The 23,559-nt window shown below is 60.5% G+C and carries 24 protein-coding genes; 5 read left to right on the forward strand and 19 right to left on the reverse strand.

Annotated elements, in window-relative coordinates:
- Positions 1 to 3,066, reverse strand: coding sequence for an efflux RND transporter permease subunit (locus Q7C20_RS14480; protein WP_375068202.1), 3,066 nt, complete (start codon positions 3,064 to 3,066; stop codon positions 1 to 3).
- A 5-nt stretch (positions 3,067 to 3,071) separates the two neighbouring features.
- Positions 3,072 to 4,175 (reverse strand): efflux RND transporter periplasmic adaptor subunit, encoded by a 1,104-nt coding sequence (locus Q7C20_RS14485; protein WP_375068204.1) that lies wholly within the window; start codon positions 4,173 to 4,175, stop codon positions 3,072 to 3,074.
- Between the two features lie 93 nt (positions 4,176 to 4,268).
- Between Q7C20_RS14485 and Q7C20_RS14490 the strand changes: the two genes are divergently transcribed.
- Entirely contained in the window at positions 4,269 to 4,904 is a 636-nt protein-coding gene (locus Q7C20_RS14490; protein WP_375068206.1) for a TetR/AcrR family transcriptional regulator, read from the forward strand.
- Positions 4,905 to 5,018: 114 nt separating this feature from the next.
- On the opposite strand, the gene Q7C20_RS14495 is transcribed toward Q7C20_RS14490, so the two are convergent.
- The gene (locus Q7C20_RS14495; RefSeq protein ID WP_375068208.1) at positions 5,019 to 5,801 is read right to left on the reverse strand and encodes a class I SAM-dependent methyltransferase; all 783 of its coding nucleotides are present in this window, start codon (positions 5,799 to 5,801) and stop codon (positions 5,019 to 5,021) included.
- Positions 5,802 to 5,897: 96 nt separating this feature from the next.
- Here Q7C20_RS14495 and Q7C20_RS14500 point away from each other — a divergent pair, with 96 nt between their 5' ends.
- The gene (locus tag Q7C20_RS14500) at positions 5,898 to 6,518 is read left to right on the forward strand and encodes an energy transducer TonB (protein ID WP_375068211.1); all 621 of its coding nucleotides are present in this window, start codon (positions 5,898 to 5,900) and stop codon (positions 6,516 to 6,518) included.
- A 3-nt stretch (positions 6,519 to 6,521) separates the two neighbouring features.
- On the opposite strand, the gene Q7C20_RS14505 is transcribed toward Q7C20_RS14500, so the two are convergent.
- The 7 genes from Q7C20_RS14505 to ppc form a co-directional block, all read right to left on the reverse strand.
- Positions 6,522 to 7,220, reverse strand: a complete 699-nt coding sequence (locus Q7C20_RS14505) for an extensin family protein (RefSeq protein ID WP_375068212.1) — start codon at positions 7,218 to 7,220, stop codon at positions 6,522 to 6,524.
- 3 nt (positions 7,221 to 7,223) lie between these two features.
- Positions 7,224 to 8,051 carry an isocitrate lyase/phosphoenolpyruvate mutase family protein gene (locus tag Q7C20_RS14510; protein WP_375068214.1) on the reverse strand — a complete coding sequence of 276 codons (828 nt, stop codon included), beginning with the start codon at positions 8,049 to 8,051 and terminating at the stop codon, positions 7,224 to 7,226.
- Between the two features lie 26 nt (positions 8,052 to 8,077).
- Positions 8,078 to 8,938 (reverse strand): DUF72 domain-containing protein, encoded by an 861-nt coding sequence (locus Q7C20_RS14515; RefSeq protein WP_375068216.1) that lies wholly within the window; start codon positions 8,936 to 8,938, stop codon positions 8,078 to 8,080.
- Complete coding sequence (locus tag Q7C20_RS14520; protein WP_375068218.1) at positions 8,938 to 9,228, reverse strand: hypothetical protein; 291 nt, start codon at positions 9,226 to 9,228, stop codon at positions 8,938 to 8,940. Before Q7C20_RS14520 ends, Q7C20_RS14515 begins: the two co-directional genes overlap by 1 nt.
- 305 nt (positions 9,229 to 9,533) lie before the next feature.
- Positions 9,534 to 10,217 (reverse strand): tRNA (adenosine(37)-N6)-threonylcarbamoyltransferase complex dimerization subunit type 1 TsaB, encoded by a 684-nt coding sequence (gene tsaB, locus Q7C20_RS14525; protein WP_375068220.1) that lies wholly within the window; start codon positions 10,215 to 10,217, stop codon positions 9,534 to 9,536.
- Between the two features lie 90 nt (positions 10,218 to 10,307).
- Entirely contained in the window at positions 10,308 to 10,955 is a 648-nt protein-coding gene (gene adk, locus Q7C20_RS14530; RefSeq protein WP_375068222.1) for an adenylate kinase, read from the reverse strand.
- A gap of 278 nt (positions 10,956 to 11,233) precedes the next feature.
- Positions 11,234 to 13,879, reverse strand: a complete 2,646-nt coding sequence (gene ppc, locus Q7C20_RS14535; protein ID WP_375068225.1) for a phosphoenolpyruvate carboxylase — start codon at positions 13,877 to 13,879, stop codon at positions 11,234 to 11,236.
- Positions 13,880 to 14,064: 185 nt separating this feature from the next.
- On the opposite strand from ppc, the gene Q7C20_RS14540 reads away from it, so the two are divergent.
- The 3 genes from Q7C20_RS14540 (at position 14,065) to Q7C20_RS14550 (ending at position 15,959) form a co-directional block, all read left to right on the forward strand.
- Positions 14,065 to 14,409, forward strand: a complete 345-nt coding sequence (locus tag Q7C20_RS14540) for a pilin assembly protein (protein WP_375068228.1) — start codon at positions 14,065 to 14,067, stop codon at positions 14,407 to 14,409.
- A gap of 282 nt (positions 14,410 to 14,691) precedes the next feature.
- Positions 14,692 to 15,117, forward strand: a complete 426-nt coding sequence (locus Q7C20_RS14545) for a DUF4398 domain-containing protein (protein ID WP_348058348.1) — start codon at positions 14,692 to 14,694, stop codon at positions 15,115 to 15,117.
- Positions 15,118 to 15,173: 56 nt separating this feature from the next.
- A complete protein-coding gene (locus Q7C20_RS14550; RefSeq protein WP_375068230.1) occupies positions 15,174 to 15,959 on the forward strand; it encodes an OmpA family protein in 786 nt (261 codons plus the stop codon).
- Between the two features lie 56 nt (positions 15,960 to 16,015).
- Here Q7C20_RS14550 and Q7C20_RS14555 read toward each other — a convergent pair whose 3' ends face one another.
- The 9 genes from Q7C20_RS14555 to Q7C20_RS14595 form a co-directional block, all read right to left on the reverse strand.
- Complete coding sequence (locus tag Q7C20_RS14555; RefSeq protein WP_375068232.1) at positions 16,016 to 16,303, reverse strand: hypothetical protein; 288 nt, start codon at positions 16,301 to 16,303, stop codon at positions 16,016 to 16,018.
- Between the two features lie 106 nt (positions 16,304 to 16,409).
- Entirely contained in the window at positions 16,410 to 16,736 is a 327-nt protein-coding gene (locus Q7C20_RS14560; RefSeq protein WP_375068234.1) for a hypothetical protein, read from the reverse strand.
- Positions 16,733 to 17,638 (reverse strand): alpha/beta hydrolase, encoded by a 906-nt coding sequence (locus Q7C20_RS14565; RefSeq protein WP_375068236.1) that lies wholly within the window; start codon positions 17,636 to 17,638, stop codon positions 16,733 to 16,735. The genes Q7C20_RS14560 and Q7C20_RS14565 overlap by 4 nt, the downstream gene beginning before the upstream one ends.
- A 194-nt stretch (positions 17,639 to 17,832) precedes the next feature.
- Entirely contained in the window at positions 17,833 to 19,110 is a 1,278-nt protein-coding gene (locus tag Q7C20_RS14570; protein ID WP_348058339.1) for a flavohemoglobin expression-modulating QEGLA motif protein, read from the reverse strand.
- A gap of 21 nt (positions 19,111 to 19,131) precedes the next feature.
- A complete protein-coding gene (locus Q7C20_RS14575) occupies positions 19,132 to 19,680 on the reverse strand; it encodes a hypothetical protein (protein WP_375068239.1) in 549 nt (182 codons plus the stop codon).
- Positions 19,681 to 19,724: 44 nt separating this feature from the next.
- Entirely contained in the window at positions 19,725 to 20,441 is a 717-nt protein-coding gene (locus Q7C20_RS14580; protein WP_348058335.1) for a TetR family transcriptional regulator, read from the reverse strand.
- A gap of 200 nt (positions 20,442 to 20,641) precedes the next feature.
- The gene (gene lysS, locus Q7C20_RS14585; RefSeq protein WP_375068241.1) at positions 20,642 to 22,144 is read right to left on the reverse strand and encodes a lysine--tRNA ligase; all 1,503 of its coding nucleotides are present in this window, start codon (positions 22,142 to 22,144) and stop codon (positions 20,642 to 20,644) included.
- A gap of 80 nt (positions 22,145 to 22,224) precedes the next feature.
- Positions 22,225 to 23,320 (reverse strand): peptide chain release factor 2 gene (gene prfB / locus Q7C20_RS14590; RefSeq protein WP_375068242.1). Its coding sequence is split into 2 segments (ribosomal slippage): positions 22,225 to 23,247 and positions 23,249 to 23,320, totalling 1,095 coding nucleotides; the frame shifts between segments, so codons are not numbered across the junction.
- Positions 23,246 to 23,559: hypothetical protein (locus Q7C20_RS14595; RefSeq protein WP_375068247.1), on the reverse strand; the 314-nt coding region annotated here is incomplete at its 5' end. The genes prfB and Q7C20_RS14595, both read right to left, overlap by 75 nt.

Genomic DNA, 23,559 nt, shown 5'->3' on the forward strand with positions numbered 1-23,559 from the left:
TTAGGCGACGTCCTTCCTCACTCGAAACCACGCAGCATACAGGGCCGGTAGAAACAACAGTGTCAACGCCGTCGCCACAATCAAACCGCCCATGATCGCCACGGCCATCGGCCCGAAGAATACGCTGCGCGACAACGGGATCATCGCCAGTACAGCCGCCAGAGCCGTAAGAACAATCGGGCGGAAGCGTCGGACGGTGGCTTCGATAATCGCTTGCCATGGAGCAAGGCCGGCCTTGATGTCCTGTTCGATCTGGTCCACCAGGATCACCGAGTTGCGCATGATCATCCCCGACAAGGCGATCGTCCCCAACATGGCCACAAAACCAAACGGCTGACGAAATATCAGCAGGAACAAGGTCACCCCGATCAAGCCCAGCGGGGCCGTCAGAAAGACCATCGCGGTGCGTGAGAAACTGCGCAGTTGCAGCATCAACAACGTCAGTACCACCACGATAAACAGCGGCACACCCGCCTTCACCGAGTTCTGGCCACGGGCTGAGTCTTCCACGGTGCCGCCCACTTCGAGCAGGTAGCCATCCGGCAATTCGGCGCGCACACCGTCAAGGGTCGGCAGGATCTGTTGGACCAGCGTCGCCGGTTGTTCCTTACCGTAAATGTCGGCGCGAACGGTCACCGTCGGCAGACGGTTGCGATGCCAGATGACGCCCTCTTCAAAACCGTATTCGAGGGTGGCGATCTGGGAAAGCGCTACGCTTTTGCCGTTGTCGGTCGGCACCGCCAGGCTCGGCAGCAGCGACAGCTCAGTGCGCTCATGCACGGTGCCGCGCAGGAGGATCTCGATCAATTCGTTGTCCTCCCGGTATTGGCTGACGGTTGAGCCGGTCAGGGAGCTTTGCAGAAACTTCGACAGGTTGGCGGTGCTCACGCCGAGGGCACGGGCGCGGTCCTGGTCGATGTTCAGGTAGACGATCTTGCTCGGTTCTTCCCAGTCCAGGTGCACGTTGACCACGTGGGTATTTTCGCGAACCTTGGCCGCCACTTTCCGAGCGAGGGCGCGGACTTCTTCGATGTGCTCGCCGGTCACACGGAACTGCACCGGGTAACCCACGGGCGGGCCGTTTTCCAGGCGCGTGACGCGCGAGCGCAGTTCAGGGAATTGTTCGTTCAGGGTTTCAATCAACCAAGTGCGCAGGCTTTCGCGCTCCTCGATGGTTTTGGCCAGTACAACGAATTGAGCAAAGCTGGTGGCCGGCAGTTGCTGGTCGAGGGGCAGGTAAAAACGCGGCGAGCCGGTGCCGACATAGGCCACATAGTTGTCGATGCCCGCGTGTTCCTTCAGCAAGGCTTCCAGGCGTTTGACCTGATCTGCGGTGTTGCTCAAAGAGGCACCTTCGGCCAGTTTCAGGTCGACCATCAGTTCCAGGCGACCGGACGCAGGGAAAAACTGTTGCGGCACAAAACGGAACAGCGCGACCGAGCCGACAAACAGCAGCAGGGTCAGCACGATCACGGTCTTGCGGCGACGCACGCACCATTCGACCAAACGTCTTACGCGCTGATAGAAGGGTGTGCCGTAGGGATCCGGCCCATTGGTGCCGTGTTTGGCTGCATGAATTTTCGCCAAGTCCGGTAGGAGCTTTTCCCCCAAATACGGCACGAACACCACCGCGGCGACCCACGAGGCCAGCAGCGCGATGGTCACCACCTGGAAGATCGAGCGGGTGTATTCGCCGGTGCTCGATTGCGCGGTGGCGATCGGCAGAAAACCCGCCGCCGTGATCAGCGTACCGGTGAGCATCGGGAACGCCGTGCTGGTCCAGGCGAAACTCGCGGCCTTAATTCGGTCGTAGCCCTGCTCCATTTTGATCGCCATCATTTCCACGGCGATAATCGCGTCGTCCACCAGCAAACCCAACGCCAGAACCAACGCGCCGAGAGAAATCTTGTGCAGGCCGATACCGAGGTAATACATGGTGGCAAAGGTCATCGCCAGCACCAGCGGAATCGCCAGCGCCACCACCATGCCGGTGCGCACGCCGAGGGAGAAGAAACTCACCAGCAACACGATGGCCAGCGCTTCGGCGAGTACTTGCACGAATTCTCCGACACTGGTTTTCACCGCTGCGGGTTGGTCCGACACCTTGCGCAGCTCCATGCCTGCCGGAAGGTTCTTTTGCAGGCGTGCGAATTCGCTTTCAAGCGCCTTGCCCAGCACCAGGATATCGCCGCCGTCACGCATGGCCACAGCCAGGCCGATGGCGTCCGCGCCCATGTAGCGCATGCGCGGTGCCGGTGGGTCGTTGAAGCCACGGTGGATGTCGGCGACATCGCCAATGCGGAACGTGCGATCACCTACCCGGATCGGAAAATGACGGATTTCCTCGACGGTTTTGAAGTTACCCGACACACGCAGTTGCACGCGTTCGGTGGGCGTTTCAAAAAAGCCTGCGGTGGAAACCGCGTTCTGTTCCTGCAAGGCCTGCTGCACCGCTGCCAACGGCAAGCCTAGGGTGGCGAGCTTGAGGTTGGACAGTTCGATCCAAACCTTCTCGTCCTGTAGGCCAAGTAACTCGACCTTGCCGACATCCGGCACGCGTTGCAGTTGAATCTGGATGCGGTCGGCGTAGTCCTTGAGCACGGCGTAGTCAAAACCGTCGCCAGTCAGGGCGTAGATATTGCCAAAGGTGGTGCCGAACTCATCGTTGAAAAACGGCCCCTGGACGTCCGGCGGCAAGGTCTGGCGAATGTCGCTGATCTTCTTTCGCACCTGATACCACAGGTCCGGAATCTGCGCCGAGTGCATCGAGTCGCGGGCCATAAAGGTGACCTGGGATTCGCCGGGGCGCGAGAAGGAGACGATGCGCTCGTAGTCGCCGGTCTCCATCAGTTTTTTCTCGATACGCTCGGTGACCTGGCGCGAGACTTCCTGCGCCGTGGCACCGGGCCAGTTGGTTTTGATCACCATGACCTTGAAGGTGAACGGCGGGTCTTCGCTTTGTCCCAGCTTGGTGTAGGACAAGGTGCCAACCACTGCCAGCAGAATCATCAGGAACAGTACGATCTGGCGATTACGCAGCGCCCATTCGGAAAGATTGAAACCCATGGGGACTACTCCTTGTTCGCCGCCAGATTCACCACTCGGTTAGAGCGATCCACCGGGCGCACACGCTGGCCCTCATGGAGCACGTGCACGCCGGCTGCGATCACCCAGTCGTCGGGGGTCAAGCCCTCCAGTATCGGCACGGTTTTTTCGCCAAACGCGCCGATTCGTACCGGGGTGCGTTTGAGGGTGTTGTCGGGTTGTACGCGCCAAACGTAGGACGCGCCGTTCTCCGCACTGAGGGCAGACAGCGGTACCGACAACGGGATCACGCCGTCAGCCTGTATGAACACCCTGGCGCTCTGGCCCAGTTCGGCCGGGACTTTGCCGCCGGTGAAGGCGACTCGGGCGGCGAAGGTGCGTGATTTGGGGTCGGCTGCCGGTGACAGTTCACGAATACGCCCGGTGAAACGCTGATCTGGCTGGCTCCACAATTCGACCGACACCGGCTGGCCGATCTTGAAGCGGCCAAAGCCTTGCTCGGGCAGGCTGATCAGCACTTCACGCTCGCCATCAGTGGCCAGGGTGAATACGGTCTGCCCGGCCGACACCACTTGGCCAACCTCCACGGCCCGCTTGGCGACCACGCCGTCTTGGGGCGCGCGCAGCACGGCGTAACCGGCCTGGTTACTGGCCACATCGAACTCGGCCTTGATCTGCTTGAGGCGTGCTTCACCGGATCGGTAGAGGTTTTCGGAATTGTCGTACTGCGAGCGGCTGACCATCTGACGGTCCATCAGGGTCTTGTAGCGGTCACGCTCGGCGCGCACCAGGCTCAGGTTGGCCTCGGCGGCGGCGACCTGGGCGCGGGTGGCTTCCAGTTGCAGGCGCACATCCTGAGGGTCGAGTTCTGCCAGCGGCTGATTGGCCTTGACCCGCTCGCCCTCCTCCACCAGACGTTTACTGACTTTGCCGCCAATGCGAAAAGCCAGGTCCGGCTCATAACGCGCACGCACCTCGCCAGGGTAACTGTCCATCGCCTGCGCCGAAGGCTGCGGTTGCACCACCATGGCCGGACGGATCGTGGTGTTGGCCGCTTCTTCATGGCCGCAGGCGGCCAACAGGAAGATCAGGCTGACAGGCAACGCAAGAGGCAGGAAAGTGCTGCGCATGCTGAAGGACCTTTCGCTAATGGAGCTAGGAATTATTATACTGGCGGGTATGTTATTAATACCAAACTCACCAGTCCAGTATTAAAGGTGAAAATGTCCGACAATCCTGCTAACACCAATAGCCCTGGGCGCCCCAAGGACATGGCAAAACGCCAGGCTATCCTCGAAGCAGCGAAAACCCTGTTTCTGAGTAATGGCTACGCCAGCACCAGCATGGATGCCGTGGCGCTCGAGGCCGGCGTGTCGAAGCTGACCGTCTACAGCCACTTCACCGACAAAGAGACCTTGTTCACTGCCGCCGTAGTGGCCAAGTGCGAGGAGCAATTGCCGGTGATGTACTTCGAACTGCCCGTGGGCATGCCGGTGGAAACCGTGCTGCTGAACATAGCGCGCGGCTTTCATCGGCTGATCAACAGTGAGGAGTCGGTGAACCTGCATCGCCTGATGATGACCACCGGCAATCAGGACGTGAAACTCTCACAGATCTTCTTCGAAGCCGGGCCAATGCGCATGCTGCAGGGCATGGAGCGGTTGCTTAGCAAGATCGACGAGAGTGGCGCGCTGAGCATCGACAAACCGTTTACGGCGGCCGAGCACTTCTTCTGCCTGCTCAAGGGCGCGGCGAATTTTTGCTTGCTGTACGGCTGCGGCGGGCAGTTGAGCGAGGAAGCGGCTGAGGCGCATGTGCAGGAGGTGGTGGGGTTGTTTATGCGGGCTTATCGGCCCTGAAGCCTTGCTCTGCCTGAACTGGCGCCATCGCAGGCAAGCCAGCTCCCACAGGCAGTCGCGTTTCAATGTGGGAGCTGGCTTGCCTGCGATGAGGCCTTGAACAACCATGAAGGTTCAGGACTTCAACGCCTTCTTCGGGTAAATATCATACCGACTCGACTTCCCATCCAACGCATGACTCGGCTTGGGCCCTTCAATACAAGGCGCCTTACGCGGCCGCTTCACCACCACTCGATGGCTGGCCAAGGCTAAAGCGGCAGCCAGCAACGCTGGCGCATCCGGATCATCACCCACCAAAGGCCGAAACAAGCGCATTTCCTTCTTCACCAGCGCAGTCTTCTCACGGTGCGGAAACATCGGGTCGAGGTAGATCACCTGAGGCGGCTCCCCTTCCCAGCTCAGCATCACGTCAATGGAGTTGCCTTTAAGCAACTTCATACGCGCCACAATCGGCGCCACCTCAAAGTCACCCGCCCCGCGTGCCAGCCCGTCTTCGAGCAAAGCGCCGATCAACGGCTGACGCTCGATCAGGCTCATCTCACAGCCAAGGCTTGCCAGCACAAACGCGTCCTTACCGAGCCCCGCCGTAGCATCCAACACGCGCGGGCGCACACCTTGAGCAACACCAACAGCCTTGGCAATCATCTGCCCGCTGCCCCCGCCGTATAAGCGCCGGTGCGCCGCGCCGCCCTCGACAAAGTCGACGCGCACCGGCCCCGGTGCGTCAGGCCCGAGCTGTTGCAGCTGTAGGCCGTGCTCCCCGACTTGCAGGGAAAAGTCCGCCGCATCCAGCTGCATAGGCAAGCCAAGCTGGTCAGCCCACTGCTCGGCGCGCGCCTGGAAACCGTCGGCCAAAGCCTCGACCCGAATGCGGCTGGCCGCTGGTTGTTCGCTCATCAATAGCTACGCTCAAAAATATTAAGGATCGGCAAATAGCGGCCGATAAAAACAACAGTCAGGTATTTTGCCAGAGCTGAGCGTCGACCGAAAAAAATGTCAGACATTCTTCCCCTAACCATCGGTGTACTGCCGACCCACAACCACTACGGCCTGCGCAATACTCAAGCGCTGGCCGGGGTGAGTCATGTGTGGCAGGACTTCTTCGCCCGTGCGTTGGCCGAGCAGCTCGGCGGCACGCCAGAGGCGCTCGCCGCCAAGGCGCTGGCACCGGCGGACCCGGCGGTGGAACCCAGCGAAGGCGCCGACCTGCTGTCGCAGATCCTCACTCAGCGTGAATGCGACGTCAAAGACACCGAGATCGCTCCGCCTGAACCGCTGTTCCTGCCCATTGCCGAACTCGAAACCGACTTGCTGCCACCGGCCGCCGTGCCCTTCCCGCCGGAAGAGATCGTCACTCAGCAGCGCCAGCAGAATTTCGAAAGCGGCTGGGTACGCCCGATCGTACTGACCGCAGGCCAGCCGCTGCCGGAGCCTGGCCCCGCGCCGGCACCCCGCCCATTGCACCTTCCGATTGCCGAGTTTGAACTGGATCTGTTGCCACCGGCCGCCGTTCCATACCCGACTGAAGCGCTGGCCGCGCAGCAGAAAGCCCTGGACTTCGACTGCCACTGGGCGCGCCCGTTGATCATCAACAACTTGCGCCTGGCCGCCTGAGCCTCAGCGACACACGCCCCAGCGCCCCATGTCCAAATGGAAATGGTTGCGGTGAGCCGCGTTGTAATCCGGGCTCAACACCACGTTGAAATCATCGCAGGCGCCATCGCGAATTTGCCGCAAAAAGCGTGCGTTGGCACCCTCCCCTGGCCAATCCTTGAGCACGCTGATGCTGCGCCCGTCCGCGAGCCGAAAGCCTGCGATATCCAGGGCATTGGCCGACGCATGCTGGCTGAGTCGCCCCTCGGCGCGGTTGTAGATATTGCGACAGGCAAAGCTGCCCAAGTGATCAACCCGCGTCACCGCCTGGCCAAACACCGCCTGTGCCGCCGGCTGAAGGCTGTGGCGCTCGAACAGGGCAAATGCTACGGCGAGTGGGCAGCTGGCGAGAAAACTGCTGCTCAAGGCCACGTCCGCACCCTGCACGCGCAAAATATTGCTCAGCGGGCACGCCACGTCGACGGGCGTATCCGCTTGATGGCTGACGCGTAAACCGGAGGTTTTCAGCACCTGGTCGCACAGCGCCGGATCATCCTGCAAGCGGCTGAGCTTGAAGCGCGTCAGCAGGTTCGGGCTGGCGCGCACATCCAGCGGCGCCCAAGGGTTCCACTCAGCCGGCAGCGGTACCCAGCCGCGCCACACCCCCACCGCGACTGCTCCGGCCAGCAACAGCAGCACGCCCACTGCGTTGATAAAGCGCACGCCTCAGCCCTTGAAGAACGCGTTGGCCTGACTGAACGGCATCTTGCGGTCGGTGAAGCTGAACGTGCCCAACTCATACACCTCCTGCGCCGCGCGGTAGAACTCGCCATAGGCGGCCAAGGCCATGGCCGAACCCACGCTGATGCGCCGCACGCCCATCTCACTCAATTGCGCCACGCTGAGGTTCAAACCGCCGGACATCAACACGTTCACAGGCTTTGGCGCGACCGCCTTGACCACCGCCAGCACTTCTTCGGCGCTGCGCAGGCCTGGCGCATACAGCACGTCAGCGCCCGCTTCGGCGTAGGCCTGCAGGCGGCGGATGGTGTCAGGCAAATCCAGGCGACCGTGCAGGAGGTTTTCCGCGCGGGCGGTCAGGGTGAAAGCGAACGGCAAGCTGCGCGCGGCGGCAACGGCGGCTTCCACGCGTTCGACGGACAGGTCAAAGGGATAGATCGGGTCGACGGCAATACCCGTGGCGTCTTCGATCGAGCCACCGACGATCCCGGTGGCCGCCGCGCGCAGTAGGGTCTGGGCGCAGCCTTCGGGGGTGTCGCTGAAGCCATTTTCCAGGTCGGCCGCCACCGGCAGCGCGGTCGCTCGAACAATCGCAGACGCATTGCCCAAGGTGTCCTCCAGCGACAACGCCCCTTCCGCGTCCGGCCGCCCCAGGCTGAACGCAAAACCCGCACTGGTGGTGGCCAGCGCTTCAAACCCGAGGCTGGCGAGCATGACGGCGGAACCCGCGTCCCACGGGTTGGGCATCACGAACGCACGATCACGTTCATGCAGGGCCTTGAAGGTTTCGGCGCGAAGGGTTTGGGCATCCATGACTGACTCCTGGCGGAAAAGGAGCCTTAGAGTAACCCCAGTTGCTCCGCTTCGGGTTCTCGATGCAGGGTCGGCAATGGCGGCAAGCCTGGCAGGCGCGCCATCAGCTTGTCGTGAAAGCGCAGCGCCAGCTGTGCGGCGAGGCGGTTGTCCGAGGTGTGCAGGAACACATAGGGCGTGCGGCCTTCTTCGATCCAGCCGGCCACTTTTTCCACCCAGGGGATCAGGAACGGGTCATTGGCTTCCAGCTCGGGATGACCAATGAAGCGCACTTGGGGAAACAGGGTCAACGCTGCAGGACGCGGCGGCACCTTGGGTTTTTTTGATTGGGCATGCAGCACCGCCGCCGACGTAGAGGTGCAACTGAACAACGGGCGCGAGTCCAGGCAGATCCGTTCGACGCCACGGTCACGCAGCAGGCGATTGAGCGTGCGCTCGGCATCGCCTTTGGCAAAGAATTCCATGTGGCGCACTTCCACGGCTATTGGACGTTCAAGGCCATCAATAAAGCCCGCCAACTCGCCGAGGCGCTGCGGCGAAAAATTCGCCGACAGTTGCAGCCACAGGGGCGAAACGCGCTCACCCAACGGGCTCATCAAGCCGATGAAACTCTCGGCAGCCGGCAACTGCTCGCGCAGGTCGCCGCCGTGGCTGATGTCGCCGGGGAATTTGGCGGTGAAGCGAAAATGGTCGGGCATGACTTCAGCCCAGCGCTGCACCGTGGCGGCCGAGGGTCGGGCATAAAACGTGGTGTTGCCTTCAACGGCGTTGAAGACGTGGGAATACAGGGCGAGGTAATCGCTGGAGCGTGCATCGGCCGGGTACAGGTACTCGCGCCAGGCGTTTTCACTCCAGGACGGGCAACCAATAAAGTAAGGCAGGCGCATCAGATATGGATGTCGAGACCCAGCACTTCCATATCCCATTCCACAAAGCCGGCGGTGGTCAGGTAGCTGGCCAGGGCGTTGGCAACGCTTTTGCTCATGGAGCGGGGGAAGATCATGTCTTGCTGGCGGGCAGGAAGACCGCTGATACGTGCTTGAGTAGAGCCTTGCGCATCGGAATGGACCTCGATGAAGTCCGGCGAATCCTCAACGGACTCGTCTACCGTGACGTTCGCCTTACGCGGCTTACGCTTGATAGGGTAGGACTGTGAGGAAAAGCCATCTATACGCATGGACACAAACTCGGCATCGGTGGTGGCATTTTAGTGGCGCAATCCATAGTGCGCAAATGCTCTGGTGATAACTAGAACACATATTTTGAAAAAGGTTTAAGCGCGCGGGCAAATTCTGACGATTGGCGATTGTTTGTGGCGAGCGGGCTTGCCCCGCGTTGGGCTGCGAAGCGGCCCTGAATCAGCCAATTATGTATACCTGACTTACCGCAGGCGCCTTTTTTGGGGCTGCTTCGCAGCCCAACGCGGGGCAAGCCCGCTCGCCACAGCAAACCTGCTTGCCATAACAAGATCGCTCGCCACACTTAGAGGCCGCGTTCGGCCTTGGTTTGCGCAACTTTGTCACGCAGATAGACCGGCGCAGCCTGATCGGCCGGGATGGCTTCGCCACGTTCGAAGGCGAATCGCGCCAGGGTCAGCAAGTCTTCGGCGTGTGGCAGCATGGCAGCGTCCTGGCCAGCGGGGTTTACGCCGATGCGCTCGCCGTAGCCCCAGCCGGTGCCGGCGCCGAACCAGTCACCGCTGGCGTCCGCAGGCAGCACGGAAGATTCCGGTGGCTGCACGGCCTCCAAGCCCACGAGGCGCATTTCGCCAGCGGTTTCGCGGTAGCAGCCCCAATAGACTTCATCCATGCGCGCGTCAATCGCCGCCGCAACCTGCGCAGCGCCGTGCTCACGCAACGCGCGCTGTGCCAGCACCGCCAGGTTGGAGACCGGAAGCACCGGGCGCTCCAGCGCGAACGCCAAGCCCTGCACTACGCCGATGGCGATGCGCACACCAGTAAACGCGCCCGGGCCACGGCCGAAGGCGATAGCATCCACGGCAGACAACGTAGTGCCCGCGTCTTCGAGCAATTGCTTGATCATCGGCAACAGCTTCTGCGCATGCAGGCGCGGGATCACCTCGTAGTGGCTCGTGACCTTGCCATCGTGCAGCAGGGCAACGGAGCAAGCTTCAGTCGCGGTGTCCAGGGCCAGCAGGGTGCTCATCGGTGTGGGTGTCCAAGTCGAAAAAAAGTGCGCCAGTATAAACAACAACGGCCCGCAAGCGGGCCGTTGTGTACACCGCTGACTACTGAATCAGCTGAGTGCTTGCAGTACCTTGGCGGTGATTGCTTCCACCGAGCCAACACCCGGGATGTGGCTGTACTTCGGCTTGCCATTGGCAGCGGACAGCTTTTGGTAGAAGTCCACCAGTGGCTTGGTCTGCGAATGGTAGACCGACAAGCGATGACGCACGGTTTCTTCCGTGTCGTCTTTACGCTGCACCAGGTCTTCGCCGGTGATGTCGTCCTTGCCTTCCACTTTTGGCGGGTTGTAGACGGTGTGGTACACGCGGCCCGAGGCTTCGTGAACGCGACGGCCAGCGATACGCTGAACGATTTCTTCGTCTTCAACCGCGATTTCGACCACTGCGTCCAGCTCAACGCCGGCTTTCACCAGGGCTTCGGCCTGGGGAATGGTGCGAGGGAAGCCGTCGAACAGGAAACCGTTCTTGCAGTCGTCCTGGCTGATGCGCTCCTTGACCAGGTTGATGATCAGGTCATCGGAAACCAGGCCGCCGCTGTCCATCACGCTCTTGGCGATCAGGCCCAGCTCGGTGCCAGCCTTTACAGCCGCACGCAGCATGTCGCCGGTGGAGATTTGTGGAATGCCGAACTTTTCAGTGATGAACTTTGCCTGAGTACCTTTACCGGCCCCGGGAGCTCCCAGCAGAATGACGCGCATTGATGTGCTCCTCAATTTTTTATAGAGATGACGCTCGGATTCACCGCATGGGGGCAAATCTCGTAAATATGGGTCCAGGCCGATCAAACGGCCAAAGGCTGATCAAGATACACAGCAGGCCCAAACCACACAAGCCGCCGAAAGTCGCAGGAACCCATGCTGTGCCTGCACATTGCCGGGGTGTCTCCAGGCGCAACCCGGCCATAAAAACAATGGCCGCCCATTTCAGGGCGGCCATCGCGGTTCAGCTGCAAGCCTTTGAGATTACGTAGAAAACCTTAACCAGTGTTGCGCAACCCTGCGGCAATACCGGCCACGGACACCAGCAGCGCCTGTTCCAGAGGGCTGTCCTGCGCCGCTTGCTGCTCACGCGAGCGCGCCAGCAATTCGGCCTGCAACAGGTGCAAGGGGTCGAGGTAGGTGTTACGCAGGCGGATGAACTCCAGGGTGTCCGGGCTGTGGGCCAGCAGTTGCGACTGGCCAGTCAGGCCAAGCACCACGCTGCATGCCTGCGACAATAGGTCGCGTAAGTGCGCACCCAACGGCAGCAAATCAGGCTGCACCAGGCGCTCGTCATAGAGGCGCGCGATGTCCGCATCCGCCTTGGCCAGCACCATTTCCAGCATATCGATGCGCGTACGGAAGAACGGCCACTGCTCGCGCATCTGCCCCAACAGCTCACCTTCACCGCGTTCGAGCGCCTTGCTCAGTGCGGCTTCCCAACCCAGCCAGGCTGGCAGCATCAGGCGGGTTTGGGTCCAACCGAAGATCCACGGAATCGCGCGCAGGCTTTCAATGCCGCCGGCACGCCGCTTGGCCGGGCGACTGCCCAGCGGCAAACGACCCAACTCCTGCTCCGGGGTGGACTGACGGAAATATTCAACGAACTGCGGATTTTCCCGCACCACGGCGCGGTAAGCGCTGACACCGTCTGCCGCCAATTCGTCCATCAAATGACGCCATGCCGGTTCGGGCGGCGGTGGTGGCAGCAGTGTGGCTTCGAGCACGGCTGCCAGATAAAGGTTGAGGTTCTGCTCGGCGATGTCCGGCAGGCCGAATTTGAAACGAATCATCTCGCCTTGTTCAGTGGTGCGGAACCGCCCCGCCACCGAGCCTGGCGGCTGCGACAGAATGGCCGCGTGGGCCGGGCCGCCACCACGGCCAACGGTGCCGCCGCGACCATGGAACAACAGCAGTTCCACTTGTTGTTCGCGGCAGATATCTACCAGACGCTCCTGGGCGCGGTACTGCGCCCAGGCCGCAGCGGTGGTGCCGGCGTCCTTGGCCGAGTCCGAGTAGCCGATCATCACTTCCTGCGGGCCCTGCAAGCGCGCGCGGTAGCCCGGCAGTTGCAGCAGGCGCTCCATTACCGGCCCTGCGTTGTCCAGGTCGGCCAGGGTTTCGAACAGTGGGACCACCCGCATCGGCCGTTGCACGCCCGACTCTTTAAGCAGCAGTTGCACCGCCAGCACATCGGACGCGGCGCCGGCCATGGAAATGACGTACGAGCCCAATGAGGCCTCAGGCGCAGCGGCGACTTCCTTGCAGGTGTTCAACACCTCGGCGGTGTCTGCCGACGGTTTGAAGTAACCGGGCAACAACGGTCGACGGTTCGCCAGTTCCTTGGTCAGGAAGCTGATGCGCGCCTCTTCGTCCCAGTCCTCATAACGACCAAGGCCCAGGTAATCGGTGATTTCGGTCATGGCCGCCGAGTGACGACTGGAATCCTGACGCACATCCAGGCGCACCAGGAACAGGCCAAACGTCACGGCACGCCGCAGGCAATCGAGCAGCGGGCCGTCGGCGATCACGCCCATGCCGCACTCGTGCAGCGACTGGAAACACAGCTCCAGCGGGTCGAGCAGGTCGCGGTTGTCCTGCAAAACCTCCGCCGGTGCCGGGGTGCTGGCGGTCAATGAAGCGTGGGCCCACTGGCGAGTGGCGCGCAGGCGTTCACGCAGTTGCTTGAGCAACGCGCGATAAGGCTCGACGCAGTCGCCGACCCTGGCTTGCAGCGCCGGGCTCGCCTGTTGCATCGACAGCTCGGAGGCCAAGTGATCGATGTCGCGCAAATACAAATCTGCCGCCATCCAGCGCGCCAGCAACAGCACTTCGCGGGTGACCGGCGCGGTGACATTCGGGTTGCCGTCACGGTCGCCGCCCATCCACGAGGCAAAGCGAATTGGCGCCGCCTCAAGCGGTAAATGCAGGCCCGTCGCAGCATGCAGCGCCTTGTCGGCCTTGCGCAGGTAATTCGGGATGGCGTGCCACAGCGAATGCTCGATCACCGCAAAGCCCCACTTGGCTTCGTCCACCGGGGTGGGCCGGATGCGGCGGATTTCTTCGGTGTGCCAGGCTTCGGCGATCAGCCGTTGCAGGCGCTCGCGGATTTGCTCGCGCTCGGCAGGGGTAAGGTCACGGTGATCCTGCAGCGCCAGTTGCGCGGCAATCGCATCGTATTTCTGGATCAGGGTACGGCGCGCCACTTCGGTGGGGTGGGCAGTCAGCACCAGTTCGATTTCCAGCTGCGCCAACTGCCGGGCCAGGGATTCATCGCTGTGACCTTCGCTTTGCAGGCGGGCCAGCAACTCCGGCAAGACGCGGGATTCAAACGGCGCCGGTTGCGACTCATCACGCCGATGAATCAACTGGTACTGCTCGGCGATGTTGGCCAGGTTGAGAAACTGGTTGAAGGCCCGCGCCACCGGCAGCAGCTCGTCTTCCTGCAACTGATTCAGGCTCGCGCTCAGCTCATCGCCTGCGGCTTTCTCCGAGTCAGCTCCACGCCGGTCCGCCTTGGCGCCTTTGCGGATCTGCTCGATCTTGTCGAGAAAATCATCGCCGTACTGCTCTCGAATGGTGTTGCCCAACAGCTCACCCAGCAGGTGAACATCCTCACGCAAGCGTGCATCGATATCACTCATCAGCCAATCTCCAGCCAGAAATCCGGGACGCGCAGGGGGTCCAGAGTGCCGCCAGCTTCCATTTCTGACAAGACTTTAAACCTTGTGACTTACAGCTAGTCTCAATACTGAGTCGCTGCGTTTATCCACGCGAGCGGCTGGTCGCTCATCACCGCCCGCAACCTGTGGGCTTAACTGAGGTTGCCATGAAAATTCGAGAGCTGGCCCAGCATTGGGAAGAGAATGCCAAGGGTCGCCTGACCCAAACCGAATACGCGATTCATCTGGATGTGGAGTCCGCCGCGCGGCTGGCCGCCATCTCCGAGATGTACCCCAAGCGCACCACCGATGAGCTGCTCGGCGAGCTGATCGGCGCCGCGCTTGAAGAGCTTGAAGCGAGCTTTCCATACGTTAAGGGCCAGCATGTGGTCGCCACCGATGAAGAGGGCGATCCGCTGTACGAAGACGTCGGCCCTACCCCGCGCTTTCTGACTTTATCGCGCCGCTATCTACATGATTTGTCAGACAGTACCGACGAACAGAACCATTGATAAACATCCAAAAAGCCGGTTTAACCCAAATATTCCGGGCCTGGCGGGGGCTCGGCGTACCTTTGCGCACAGCTAAAGTTCCACCGTTATCATGCTGACCATTCGGTCAGATATTTTTTTTAGGCAATTCGCCATCTTCGCTGAACTTTTGAAAAAAGCCTCCGGTCACAGCAGGTAAGCCATCACATTGGAACGGCCGTTTGAATAGGCGTCATGTGCTTAACCGCCGGACCCGCAACCGCCCCATCCAGATGGATTTTGATGTTTTTCAGGAGTTACCTAATGGAGTTGAAGACGATGAAGACCAGCACTGCCAAATCCTCGTTTAACCACCTGCGCGGGCTCAAATTGGCCGCGCTGGCAATCGGCACCAGCTTTGTTTTGGCTGGTTGCGCCGGCAACCCGCCAACCGAACAGTACGCTGTAACTCAGTCTGCGGTGAATAGCGCAGTCAGCGCCGGCGGCACCGAGTACGCACCTGTAGAAATGAAGTCGGCTCAGGACAAGTTCAAAGAAGCCGAAATCGCCATGCACGACAAGAACTACGAAAAGGCCCGTCAGCTGTCTGAACAGGCCGAGTGGGATGCTCGCGTTGCTGAGCGTAAATCTCAGGCCGCCAAGGCTCAACAGGCGGTAAAAGACTCTCAGAAAGCCGTTGATGAGCTGCGCAAAGAAGGCATGCGCCCTGCTGTTATCCAGCAGCAATAAGCCACTGCCTCTTGACTGCATCGCACCTGATAACGAATTGAAAGGACGACACGATTATGCGTAAACAAGTGATGATCCCTGCTTTGCTGGCGATGAGCGTTGCCCTGGCGGCCTGCTCTACCCCGCCTAACGCGAACCTGGAAAACGCACGGACCAACTACTCGGCCCTGCAAACCAACCCACAAGCCACCAAGCTTGCGGCCCTGGAAACCAAAGACGCCAGCGATTGGCTGGACAAGGCTGACAAGGCTTACCGCGACAAGGAAGACGAGAAGAAAGTCGACCAACTGGCTTATCTGACCAACCAGCGCGTTGAAGTGGCGAAAGACACCATCGTGTTGCGCGAGTCCGAAGCCAAGCTGAAAAACGCCGGTGACGAACGCGCCCGTGCACTGCTTGACGCCCGTGATGCGCAGATCAAGCAACTGCAAAACAGCCTGAACGCCAAGCAAACCGAGCGCGGCACGCTGGTAACGTTCGGTGACGTACTGTTCGCCACCAACAAGTCCGACCTGAAATCCGCCGGTCTGGTTAACATCACCAAGCTGGCTCAGTTCCTGCGCGACAACCCGGACCGTAAAGTGATCGTCGAAGGCTACACCGACAGCACCGGTTCGGACTCCTACAACCAGAGCCTGTCCGAGCGTCGTGCGGCCTCCGTACAACGTGCACTGGCTCAGCAAGGCGTGGATATCTCGCGCATCGTGACCCAGGGTTACGGCAAGGAATACCCGGTTGCCGATAACGGCAGCGCGTCGGGCCGTGCCATGAACCGTCGCGTTGAAGTGACTATCTCCAATGACAACCAGCCGGTTAAGCCACGTTCGTCGATGGCCAACTGATTGATTGACGCTGGATAAAAAAACCCCACCTTCATGGTGGGGTTTTTTATTGCCGGTCAGACGTTGATTTGGCGACCGTTATCATTGCCCGGCATCATGGCCTCCAGGCCTTGGCGACCCGCGGCGAGCTGTTCAAGCTCCTCGGGGCTCTTCTGAGTATCCGAAGAATCAGAGCCTGAGGCACCGGCGCCTTGAGCACCAGCGACTGACAACATTTCCATCAGTTTCTTGATCAGGTCGGGCTCCTGTTTTTCCTGCTGCTCAACTTCCTGAGCGCCACCCTGATCCAGTTCGCTTTGGCCCCTGGCCATGCCCAACATCTTGCCAATTGCAGCAATATCCATGATCCCGCTCCCAGATTCGCACTACGTAAGTTGGCTATCAGCAACACTGACAACCCAGTCAGTGGCTTCTTACGGGATACGGTTCCAGATATTTCCAACGCGAAGGTTATTGCTGCAATTGCGGTGTTTCCTGGCCCATGCAACGCACCGCCTGCTTCTGACTATTGACCAGCACACCACTCAAGCCTTTTTGCTCGGTGTCGAACATCACCAGCACGCCGTCGACGCATTGCGCTACTTGCGCGGCCGGAGTCAGAGAGACCTTGTAATCCTCGCCCGGCACGGTCTTGAGCATGGTGAACTCGCTGAGCAGCAACGCGTCCTCAGGCTTGGCAAAATGCAGGTAACCGTAGAACCACAGGCAACCAACGGTGCCGATGATGGTACCGATGCCAGTGAGGATCAGCGGGATCATGTTGCGTTCTTCGCTCATTGCGGGCTCTCTGATGAATCAACTTTTGGAGTCGGATAATTCGGAACTTCGCCCAGGCGGCGCAGGCCGTTGAAGTGCTGCGGATCGTCCAGATAGCGCAGCATGACGGTCTGCCAGGTTTTGTCGGCGAACGTCTGCACATGCCCGCCACGGGTCAGTTGCAGCACCCTCGGCGGCGGCGCGGCCTGGTACAGGCGGATGCCATTGGCCAACGGCACGATCGGGTCATCCAGGCTATGGAAGAGCAATTTGGGCACACCGGTCAGCCGGGGCATGGCGTTGATCGCGCTGTCGCCATCCGGCACAAGCCACGACAGGGGCACCTGAAACGGCCATGTTAACCAAGAGGTGCTGAGGGCGAATTGTCCTACGTCACGATAACTGGCGGGCACGCCGTCCAGCACCAGCGCCTTGAGCTGGGTTTGGCGCTCGGGATGGGCCGCCAGGTAATGCACCGCCAATGCGCCACCCAGGCTTTGGCCGAGCACGATCAAAGGCTGATGCTGAGTTTCCGGGGCTTTATCGAGCCAGCTGAAGGCGGCGTCGATGTCCTGATAGACCGCCGGCAACGATGGCTTGCCCTCCGAAAACCCGTAGCCGCGATAGTCCAGCAGCAGCACTTGGTAGCCCTGCTCCGGCAACCACCAACTGCCGCCGAGGTGCCAGGCGAGGTTGCCACCATTGCCGTGCAGGTGAAGCACCGTGCCCTTGAGCGGCACACCGGGCTTGGCCGGCAGCCACCAGGCGTGCAGTTTTACGCCGTCGGCGGTGGTGAGGGTGACGTCGCGATACGCCAGGTGAGCTTTTTGCGGCGTAAACGGCAGGCCGGGCTCGGGGTAGAACAGCAGGGAGCTGCAGCCGTTCAATGTGAGTAGCAGGCAAAGAATGCCGAGGATTCTCATCCGTTGAAGCCTCGCTGTTGAGCTGAAATTTGTAGACCTGTGGAGATCCAAATGTGGGAGCGGGCTTGCTGTGGCGAGGGAGCTTGCTCCCGTTCGACAGCGTAGCTGGAGTCGGCTTTTGGGGCTGCTTCGCACCCCAGCGCAAGCAAGCTTGCTCGCCACAACAAGCCTCCCACATTCTGAACGCGGTTTCTTCAGAGGATATTCGAGTAATCCGCCTCGATCCGATCCAGGCTCAGGTGATTAAGGAAGTTGGAAAAGCACATCCATGCCGCCAGCGCGTTCATGTCGCGGAACTGCTCCGGCAAGTATTTGGGCGGCACCACCAAACCTTCGTCGACCAATTGGCGCAGGGTTCGCATATCTTCCAGCGTGGTCTTGCCGCAAAACAGCAACGGCACCTGTTCCAGCTTGCCCTTGCGCACGGCGAGCTGGATGTAGTTGTAGACCATGATAAAGCCCTTGAGGTAGGACAAATCCTTGGTAAATGGCAGACCAGTCGGCGTAGAACCTCGGAATACGCGACTGGCGTTGCCGTAGCTTTCAGCCATTTCAAAACCTTGCTCGCGGAAAAACTCGAACACCTGCAGGAAGTCGGCGCCCTCTTCCACCATATGGATGGCACGGGTGCGGTTGGTCAGTTTGCGCAGGCGGCTCGGGTAGGAAGCGAAGGTGATGATCTCCATCAGAATCGCCAGGCCTTCTTGGGTCACGGTGGACGACGGCGGGCCCTTGGACAAGAACGTACAGATCGGCTGGTTCTGGCCGTTGAGCGTGGTGCCGACGTGCACCAGGCCCTCATGCACTTCGAGGGCGCGCACGTCACGGTCGTTGAACATCGCGTCGGCGCGGATCTTGATGTAGTCGGCGCCCGCCGCGGCGTCGGCAACAATGCCATCGGACTCAAACACGCGGATGGTTTCTTCAGCCTCGCCAAACACCTTGTTCAAACGGGTTTGCAGCAGCGCGACGGCATCTTTGGCGGTGAGGGTCTTGGGTTCGTCTTTGAGGTCGCCACGGCCGTCGATGTTATTCAAGTAGTCGGAAAGCATCAGCCCCAGGTCGGCCAGGGTCGGGTCGCCGGCGTGAAACGCATCGGACGCAGCGCCGTACAGCTCTTGCGAGATCAGGCCAAAGTCCTCGGTGCCGCGCGCTTCGAGCATGCGCACCACCATGCGGTATTCCCGGCACATGCGGCGCATGATCTGCCCCACCGGGCTGAACTGGCCGAGGCGCCGAGTGATGTCACGCTCGATGTTCTGGAACTCCAGTTTCACCGCGCTGGAGTCGAATGACAAAGGCCGGTTGAGGTAGTAATCGCGGCTCACGGCAGGCATTTCCTTGCCCTTGGCCTTGAGGAAACCCTGACGAATATTCTCGTCCCACTTCACGGCGTCGAGGACGCGAATCGGTGTTTGCGCCAGCACAATGCGATCGGACAAAGTGCGTATCGTCTGCTGGTAATCGTCCACCCGGTGTTTCCTCTTTAAACGTTATTGGCCCGTACGCTTGTAGCGCACGGCTTCAACGAACACATCGGCATTGGCCGGGTCATCCAGGTAGGCAAACACCTGGCTCATGGGGCTGTCGACCAGTACGCCGTCGCCTTCGACGGTTTCCACGGTACTGCCGTGCAATGACTGTTGGCCTATGGCTTGGTGAATCTGTTCCAGGTCCAGGTTGTAGACCACCAATTCGTGTTTTTCGTCGAATTCAAAACCGGCCAGGATGAAATGCCCACCCAGTTTGGCCGGTAACGGCGCCGACAAATACCAGCGGCCGCCGTGGTGCGACACGCTAAACAGGTATTCGTCGCGCTGCCCCGGTTTGGCCTTAGGGTAGCTCACGGCTTTATAGCGGTGCCCACCGGCGCGGCTAATCTGCAGGTTGAGCGGTTCGCCCCAGGCGTTTTTGCTCGACCAGCGGCCGATCAACGCGTCGGGCGCGGCTTGGCTGGCTGGCAGTGGGTCTTTAAATGTCACCAGACAACCGCTGAGCAACAGGAATGACAAGGTGATTACAAACACACGCCAGGTTTTCATCCAATACCCCATCAGCTCCCACCTAAAGCAGAGTGTGCACAGGGCTAGACCGAGGCCAATACCAAATGCATGTAGCGCTTGAGGATCTCAAGCATGTCTTCACCGGTCAGAGGCTCTGGGCCGCCAAGCAGGCCCTGATATTCCATCCGACCGATAATCGCCGTCAACACTTTGGCATCCTGTTGTGGCTCGCGCGAACCCAGCATCTGGAAAAACTGCCCGGTGCCTTGCAGCAGGATCTGTTGATGGGACCGCACCAGCTCGGCCAGGCGCGGGTTCAGCAACGCCTCCTGACGAAAGGCCTGTTCGGCCATCAGGTGCTCGCGGCGGTTGATCAGTTGGCGCTGCACGTAGTCAGCGGTCAGCCGTGCAATGTCATCGGCCAACTGAGAGCGCGACTGCGGGCTGCCATCGCCGTAGGCAACCATCTCGCGCAGCAGGCCCTCGTTGCGCACCCACAACTTGCCCATAAAGGCAGCGCTGCGTTCCACGTATTGGGCGAAGGTATCGGTGAGCAGATCATCGATGTCCTTGAAATAGTAGGTGGTGGCCGACAACGGCACCCCGGCCTCCGCCGCCACCGCGCGATGGCGCACGGCCCGCACGCCATCACGCACCACGATGCGCATGGCCGCATCGAGAATTTCTTGCCGGCGCTGTTCGCTGCCCCGGCGACTGGCCTTGCGGCCCTGGTACTGGACACTTTCAGCCACGGCTGCAGCAATGCCGGCGGCGCCTTCTTGAGCCATTACGCGGTTCAAACGGACCTTCCTATACACCGATGAATGATCGCTCCCACGCTCCGCGTGGGAATACCGCTTTGGACGCTCCGCGCCCGTTGGTGACGCAGAGCGTCACGAGATGCATGCCCACGCAGAGCGTGGGAACGATCACGCCTGACGGCTGAATACGCCACACAAAAAAGCCGCCTTATAAAAGGCGGCTTCGGATTTCGCTACGCTTACGCTTGTGGCCGCATGTGCGGGAACAAGATCACATCCCGAATCGACGGCGAGTTGGTCAACAACATCACCAGGCGGTCGATGCCGATACCTTCACCCGCCGTTGGCGGCATGCCGTACTCCAGCGCGCGAACGAAGTCAGCGTCGTAGTGCATGGCTTCGTCGTCGCCGGCGTCCTTGTCGGCCACCTGAGCCATGAAGCGTTCGGCCTGGTCTTCCGCGTCGTTCAACTCGGAGTAGGCGTTGGCGATTTCACGGCCGCCGATGAACAGCTCGAAGCGGTCGGTGACGTTCGGGTTGTCATCGTTGCGACGGGCCAGTGGCGACACTTCGAACGGGTACTGGGTAATGAAGTGCGGCTGTTCCAGCTTGTGCTCGACCAGCTCTTCAAAAATCATCACCTGCAGTTTGCCCAGGCCTTCAAAGCCCAGCACCTTGGCGCCAGCTTTCTTGGCGATGGCACGGGCCTTGTCGATGTCGTTCAGGTCGTCGGCAGTCAACTCAGGGTTGTACTTGAGGATCGAGTCGAACACCGACAGACGCACAAACGGCTCGCCGAAGTGGAACACCTTGTCGCCGTACGGCACGTCGGTGCTGCCCAGCACCAGCTGCGCCAGCTCGCGGAACAGTTCTTCGGTCAGGTCCATGTTGTCTTCGTAGTCGGCGTAGGCCTGGTAGAACTCCAACATGGTGAATTCAGGGTTGTGACGCGTCGAAACGCCTTCGTTACGGAAGTTGCGGTTGATCTCGAACACTTTCTCAAAGCCGCCGACAACAAGGCGCTTGAGGTACAGCTCCGGCGCGATACGCAGGAACATTTCCAGGTCCAGCGCATTGTGGTGGGTTTCGAACGGCTTGGCTGCAGCACCACCGGGGATGGTTTGCAGCATCGGCGTTTCCACTTCCAGGAAGTCACGCGCCATCAGGAAGCTGCGGATGTGCGCTATGACTTGCGAACGCACGCGGAAGGTCTGGCGCACGTCTTCGTTGACGATCAGGTCAACGTAGCGCTGGCGGTAGCGCTGCTCGGTGTCGGTCAGGCCGTGGTGCTTGTCCGGCAGCGGGCGCAGGGATTTGGTCAGCAGGCGCACGCTGGTCATTTCAACGTACAGGTCGCCCTTGCCGGAACGGGCCAGGGTGCCTTCGGCAGCGATGATGTCGCCCATGTCCCAGGTTTTCACCGAGGCCAGGGTTTCTTCAGGCAAGGTTTTGCGGTTGACGTAGACCTGGATGCGACCGGTCATGTCCTGGATCACCATGAACGAGCCACGGTTGAGCATGATGCGACCTGCCACCTTGACCGGGATCGCCGCGTCTGCCAGCTCTTCCTTGGTCTTGTCCGCGTATTGCTTCTGCAAGGCATCGCAGTAGTTTTCGCGGCGGAAGTCGTTGGGGAAGGCATTGCCCTTGGCGCGCTCGGCGGCCAGCTTTTCCTTGCGCAGGGCGATCAGGGAGTTTTCTTCCTGTTGCAGGGCTTGCGGGTCGAGTTGTTGGTCGCTCATGTCTTTTGAAATTCCATCACAGGTTCGTTGCCCCCAGGCCTGCGGCCTGGGAATCGCCGGCGTACCGGCTCCTACAGGGGTTACAGGCCTGATTTCAGGCTGGCTTCCAGGTATTCGTCGATATCGCCGTCGAGCACCTTGTCGCAGTCGCTGCGTTCGATGTTAGTGCGCAGATCCTTGATCCGCGACGCATCAAGCACATAAGAACGGATCTGGTGACCCCAGCCGATATCCGACTTGGTGTCTTCCAGCGCCTGGGAAGCGGCGTTGCGCTTCTGCATTTCCTGCTCGTACAACTTGGCCCGCAGCATTTTCATGGCGGTGTCCTTGTTCGCGTGCTGGGAACGCTCGTTCTGGCAACTCACCACGGTGTTGGTCGGTACGTGAGTAATACGTACGGCCGAGTCGGTGGTGTTTACGTGCTGACCACCGGCACCGGAGGAGCGGTAGGTGTCGATGCGCAGGTCCGCCGGGTTGATCTCGATTTCCACTTTGTCGTCGATCTCTGGCGAGACGAACACCGCGCTGAACGAGGTGTGACGACGGTTGCCGGAGTCGAACGGGCTTTTGCGCACAAGGCGGTGTACGCCGATTTCGGTACGCAGCCAGCCAAAGGCGTATTCACCCTTGATGTGCACGGTCGCGCCTTTGATACCGGCGACTTCACCGGCCGACAATTCCATGATGGTCGCGTCGAAACCGCGCTTGTCGGCCCAGCGCAGGTACATGCGCAGCAAAATGTTGGCCCAGTCCTGGGCTTCGGTGCCACCGGAACCGGCCTGGATGTCCAGGTAGGCGTTGTTCGGGTCCATTTCATGGCTGAACATGCGGCGGAATTCGAGTTTGGCGAGGTTTTCCTCGAGACGGGCCAGCTCGGCGACGACATCGCCCACTGCGCCTTCGTCGTCTTCTTCGACGGCCATGTCCAGCAGGTCGCGGCAATCGCCCAGACCGGTGTTCAGTTCGTCGAGGGTGTCGACGATCTGCGCCAGCGCAGCGCGCTCGCGGCCCAGCTCCTGGGCGTATTCAGGTTTGTTCCAGACAGCCGGATCTTCAAGCTCGCGATTGACTTCGGTCAGACGCTCATGCTTTTGATCGTAGTCAAAGATACCCCCGAATAGTTTCGGAGCGCTCGGACAGGTCCTTGATGGTGTTAAGGATCGGGTTGATTTCCATGGCGGGCAGCACTCGTTGGCGAACTTTTGAAAGCCGACGAGTATAACGACAAACCGGGGCGAACGGCAGGCCGCTTGGCGAAAAGGCGGGGTTGTGGGTGATCTTCGCGGTGATGGGGGTGGGTTGTCGGTGTGTATATCCGTTATTTGGGTAACGGCTGATATCGGTTCCGCTCTTACAGCGGGTCACTTTTTGAAGAGCGCAAAAAGTAACCAAAAACGCTCCGCCCCACCACTCGG

The organism is Pseudomonas sp. AMR01 (genome assembly GCF_041946035.1).
GTDB lineage: Bacteria > Pseudomonadota > Gammaproteobacteria > Pseudomonadales > Pseudomonadaceae > Aquipseudomonas > Aquipseudomonas antarctica_B.

Coding starts and splice junctions, on each gene's coding strand:
- lysS (WP_375068241.1), bottom strand. CDS start 22,144: ATGAGCGACCAACAACTCGACCCGCAAGCCCTGCAACAGGAAGAAAAC.
- ppc (WP_375068225.1), bottom strand. CDS start 13,879: ATGAGTGATATCGATGCACGCTTGCGTGAGGATGTTCACCTGCTGGGT.
- Q7C20_RS14480 (WP_375068202.1), bottom strand. CDS start 3,066: ATGGGTTTCAATCTTTCCGAATGGGCGCTGCGTAATCGCCAGATCGTA.
- Q7C20_RS14515 (WP_375068216.1), bottom strand. CDS start 8,938: ATGCGCCTGCCTTACTTTATTGGTTGCCCGTCCTGGAGTGAAAACGCC.
- Q7C20_RS14520 (WP_375068218.1), bottom strand. CDS start 9,228: ATGCGTATAGATGGCTTTTCCTCACAGTCCTACCCTATCAAGCGTAAG.
- tsaB (WP_375068220.1), bottom strand. CDS start 10,217: ATGAGCACCCTGCTGGCCCTGGACACCGCGACTGAAGCTTGCTCCGTT.
- Q7C20_RS14495 (WP_375068208.1), bottom strand. CDS start 5,801: ATGAGCGAACAACCAGCGGCCAGCCGCATTCGGGTCGAGGCTTTGGCC.
- Q7C20_RS14565 (WP_375068236.1), bottom strand. CDS start 17,638: ATGAGAATCCTCGGCATTCTTTGCCTGCTACTCACATTGAACGGCTGC.
- Q7C20_RS14510 (WP_375068214.1), bottom strand. CDS start 8,051: ATGGATGCCCAAACCCTTCGCGCCGAAACCTTCAAGGCCCTGCATGAA.
- Q7C20_RS14575 (WP_375068239.1), bottom strand. CDS start 19,680: ATGAAAACCTGGCGTGTGTTTGTAATCACCTTGTCATTCCTGTTGCTC.
- Q7C20_RS14545 (WP_348058348.1), top strand. CDS start 14,692: ATGGAGTTGAAGACGATGAAGACCAGCACTGCCAAATCCTCGTTTAAC.
- Q7C20_RS14485 (WP_375068204.1), bottom strand. CDS start 4,175: ATGCGCAGCACTTTCCTGCCTCTTGCGTTGCCTGTCAGCCTGATCTTC.
- adk (WP_375068222.1), bottom strand. CDS start 10,955: ATGCGCGTCATTCTGCTGGGAGCTCCCGGGGCCGGTAAAGGTACTCAG.
- Q7C20_RS14555 (WP_375068232.1), bottom strand. CDS start 16,303: ATGGATATTGCTGCAATTGGCAAGATGTTGGGCATGGCCAGGGGCCAA.
- Q7C20_RS14540 (WP_375068228.1), top strand. CDS start 14,065: ATGAAAATTCGAGAGCTGGCCCAGCATTGGGAAGAGAATGCCAAGGGT.
- Q7C20_RS14490 (WP_375068206.1), top strand. CDS start 4,269: ATGTCCGACAATCCTGCTAACACCAATAGCCCTGGGCGCCCCAAGGAC.
- Q7C20_RS14550 (WP_375068230.1), top strand. CDS start 15,174: ATGCGTAAACAAGTGATGATCCCTGCTTTGCTGGCGATGAGCGTTGCC.
- Q7C20_RS14500 (WP_375068211.1), top strand. CDS start 5,898: ATGTCAGACATTCTTCCCCTAACCATCGGTGTACTGCCGACCCACAAC.
- Q7C20_RS14560 (WP_375068234.1), bottom strand. CDS start 16,736: ATGAGCGAAGAACGCAACATGATCCCGCTGATCCTCACTGGCATCGGT.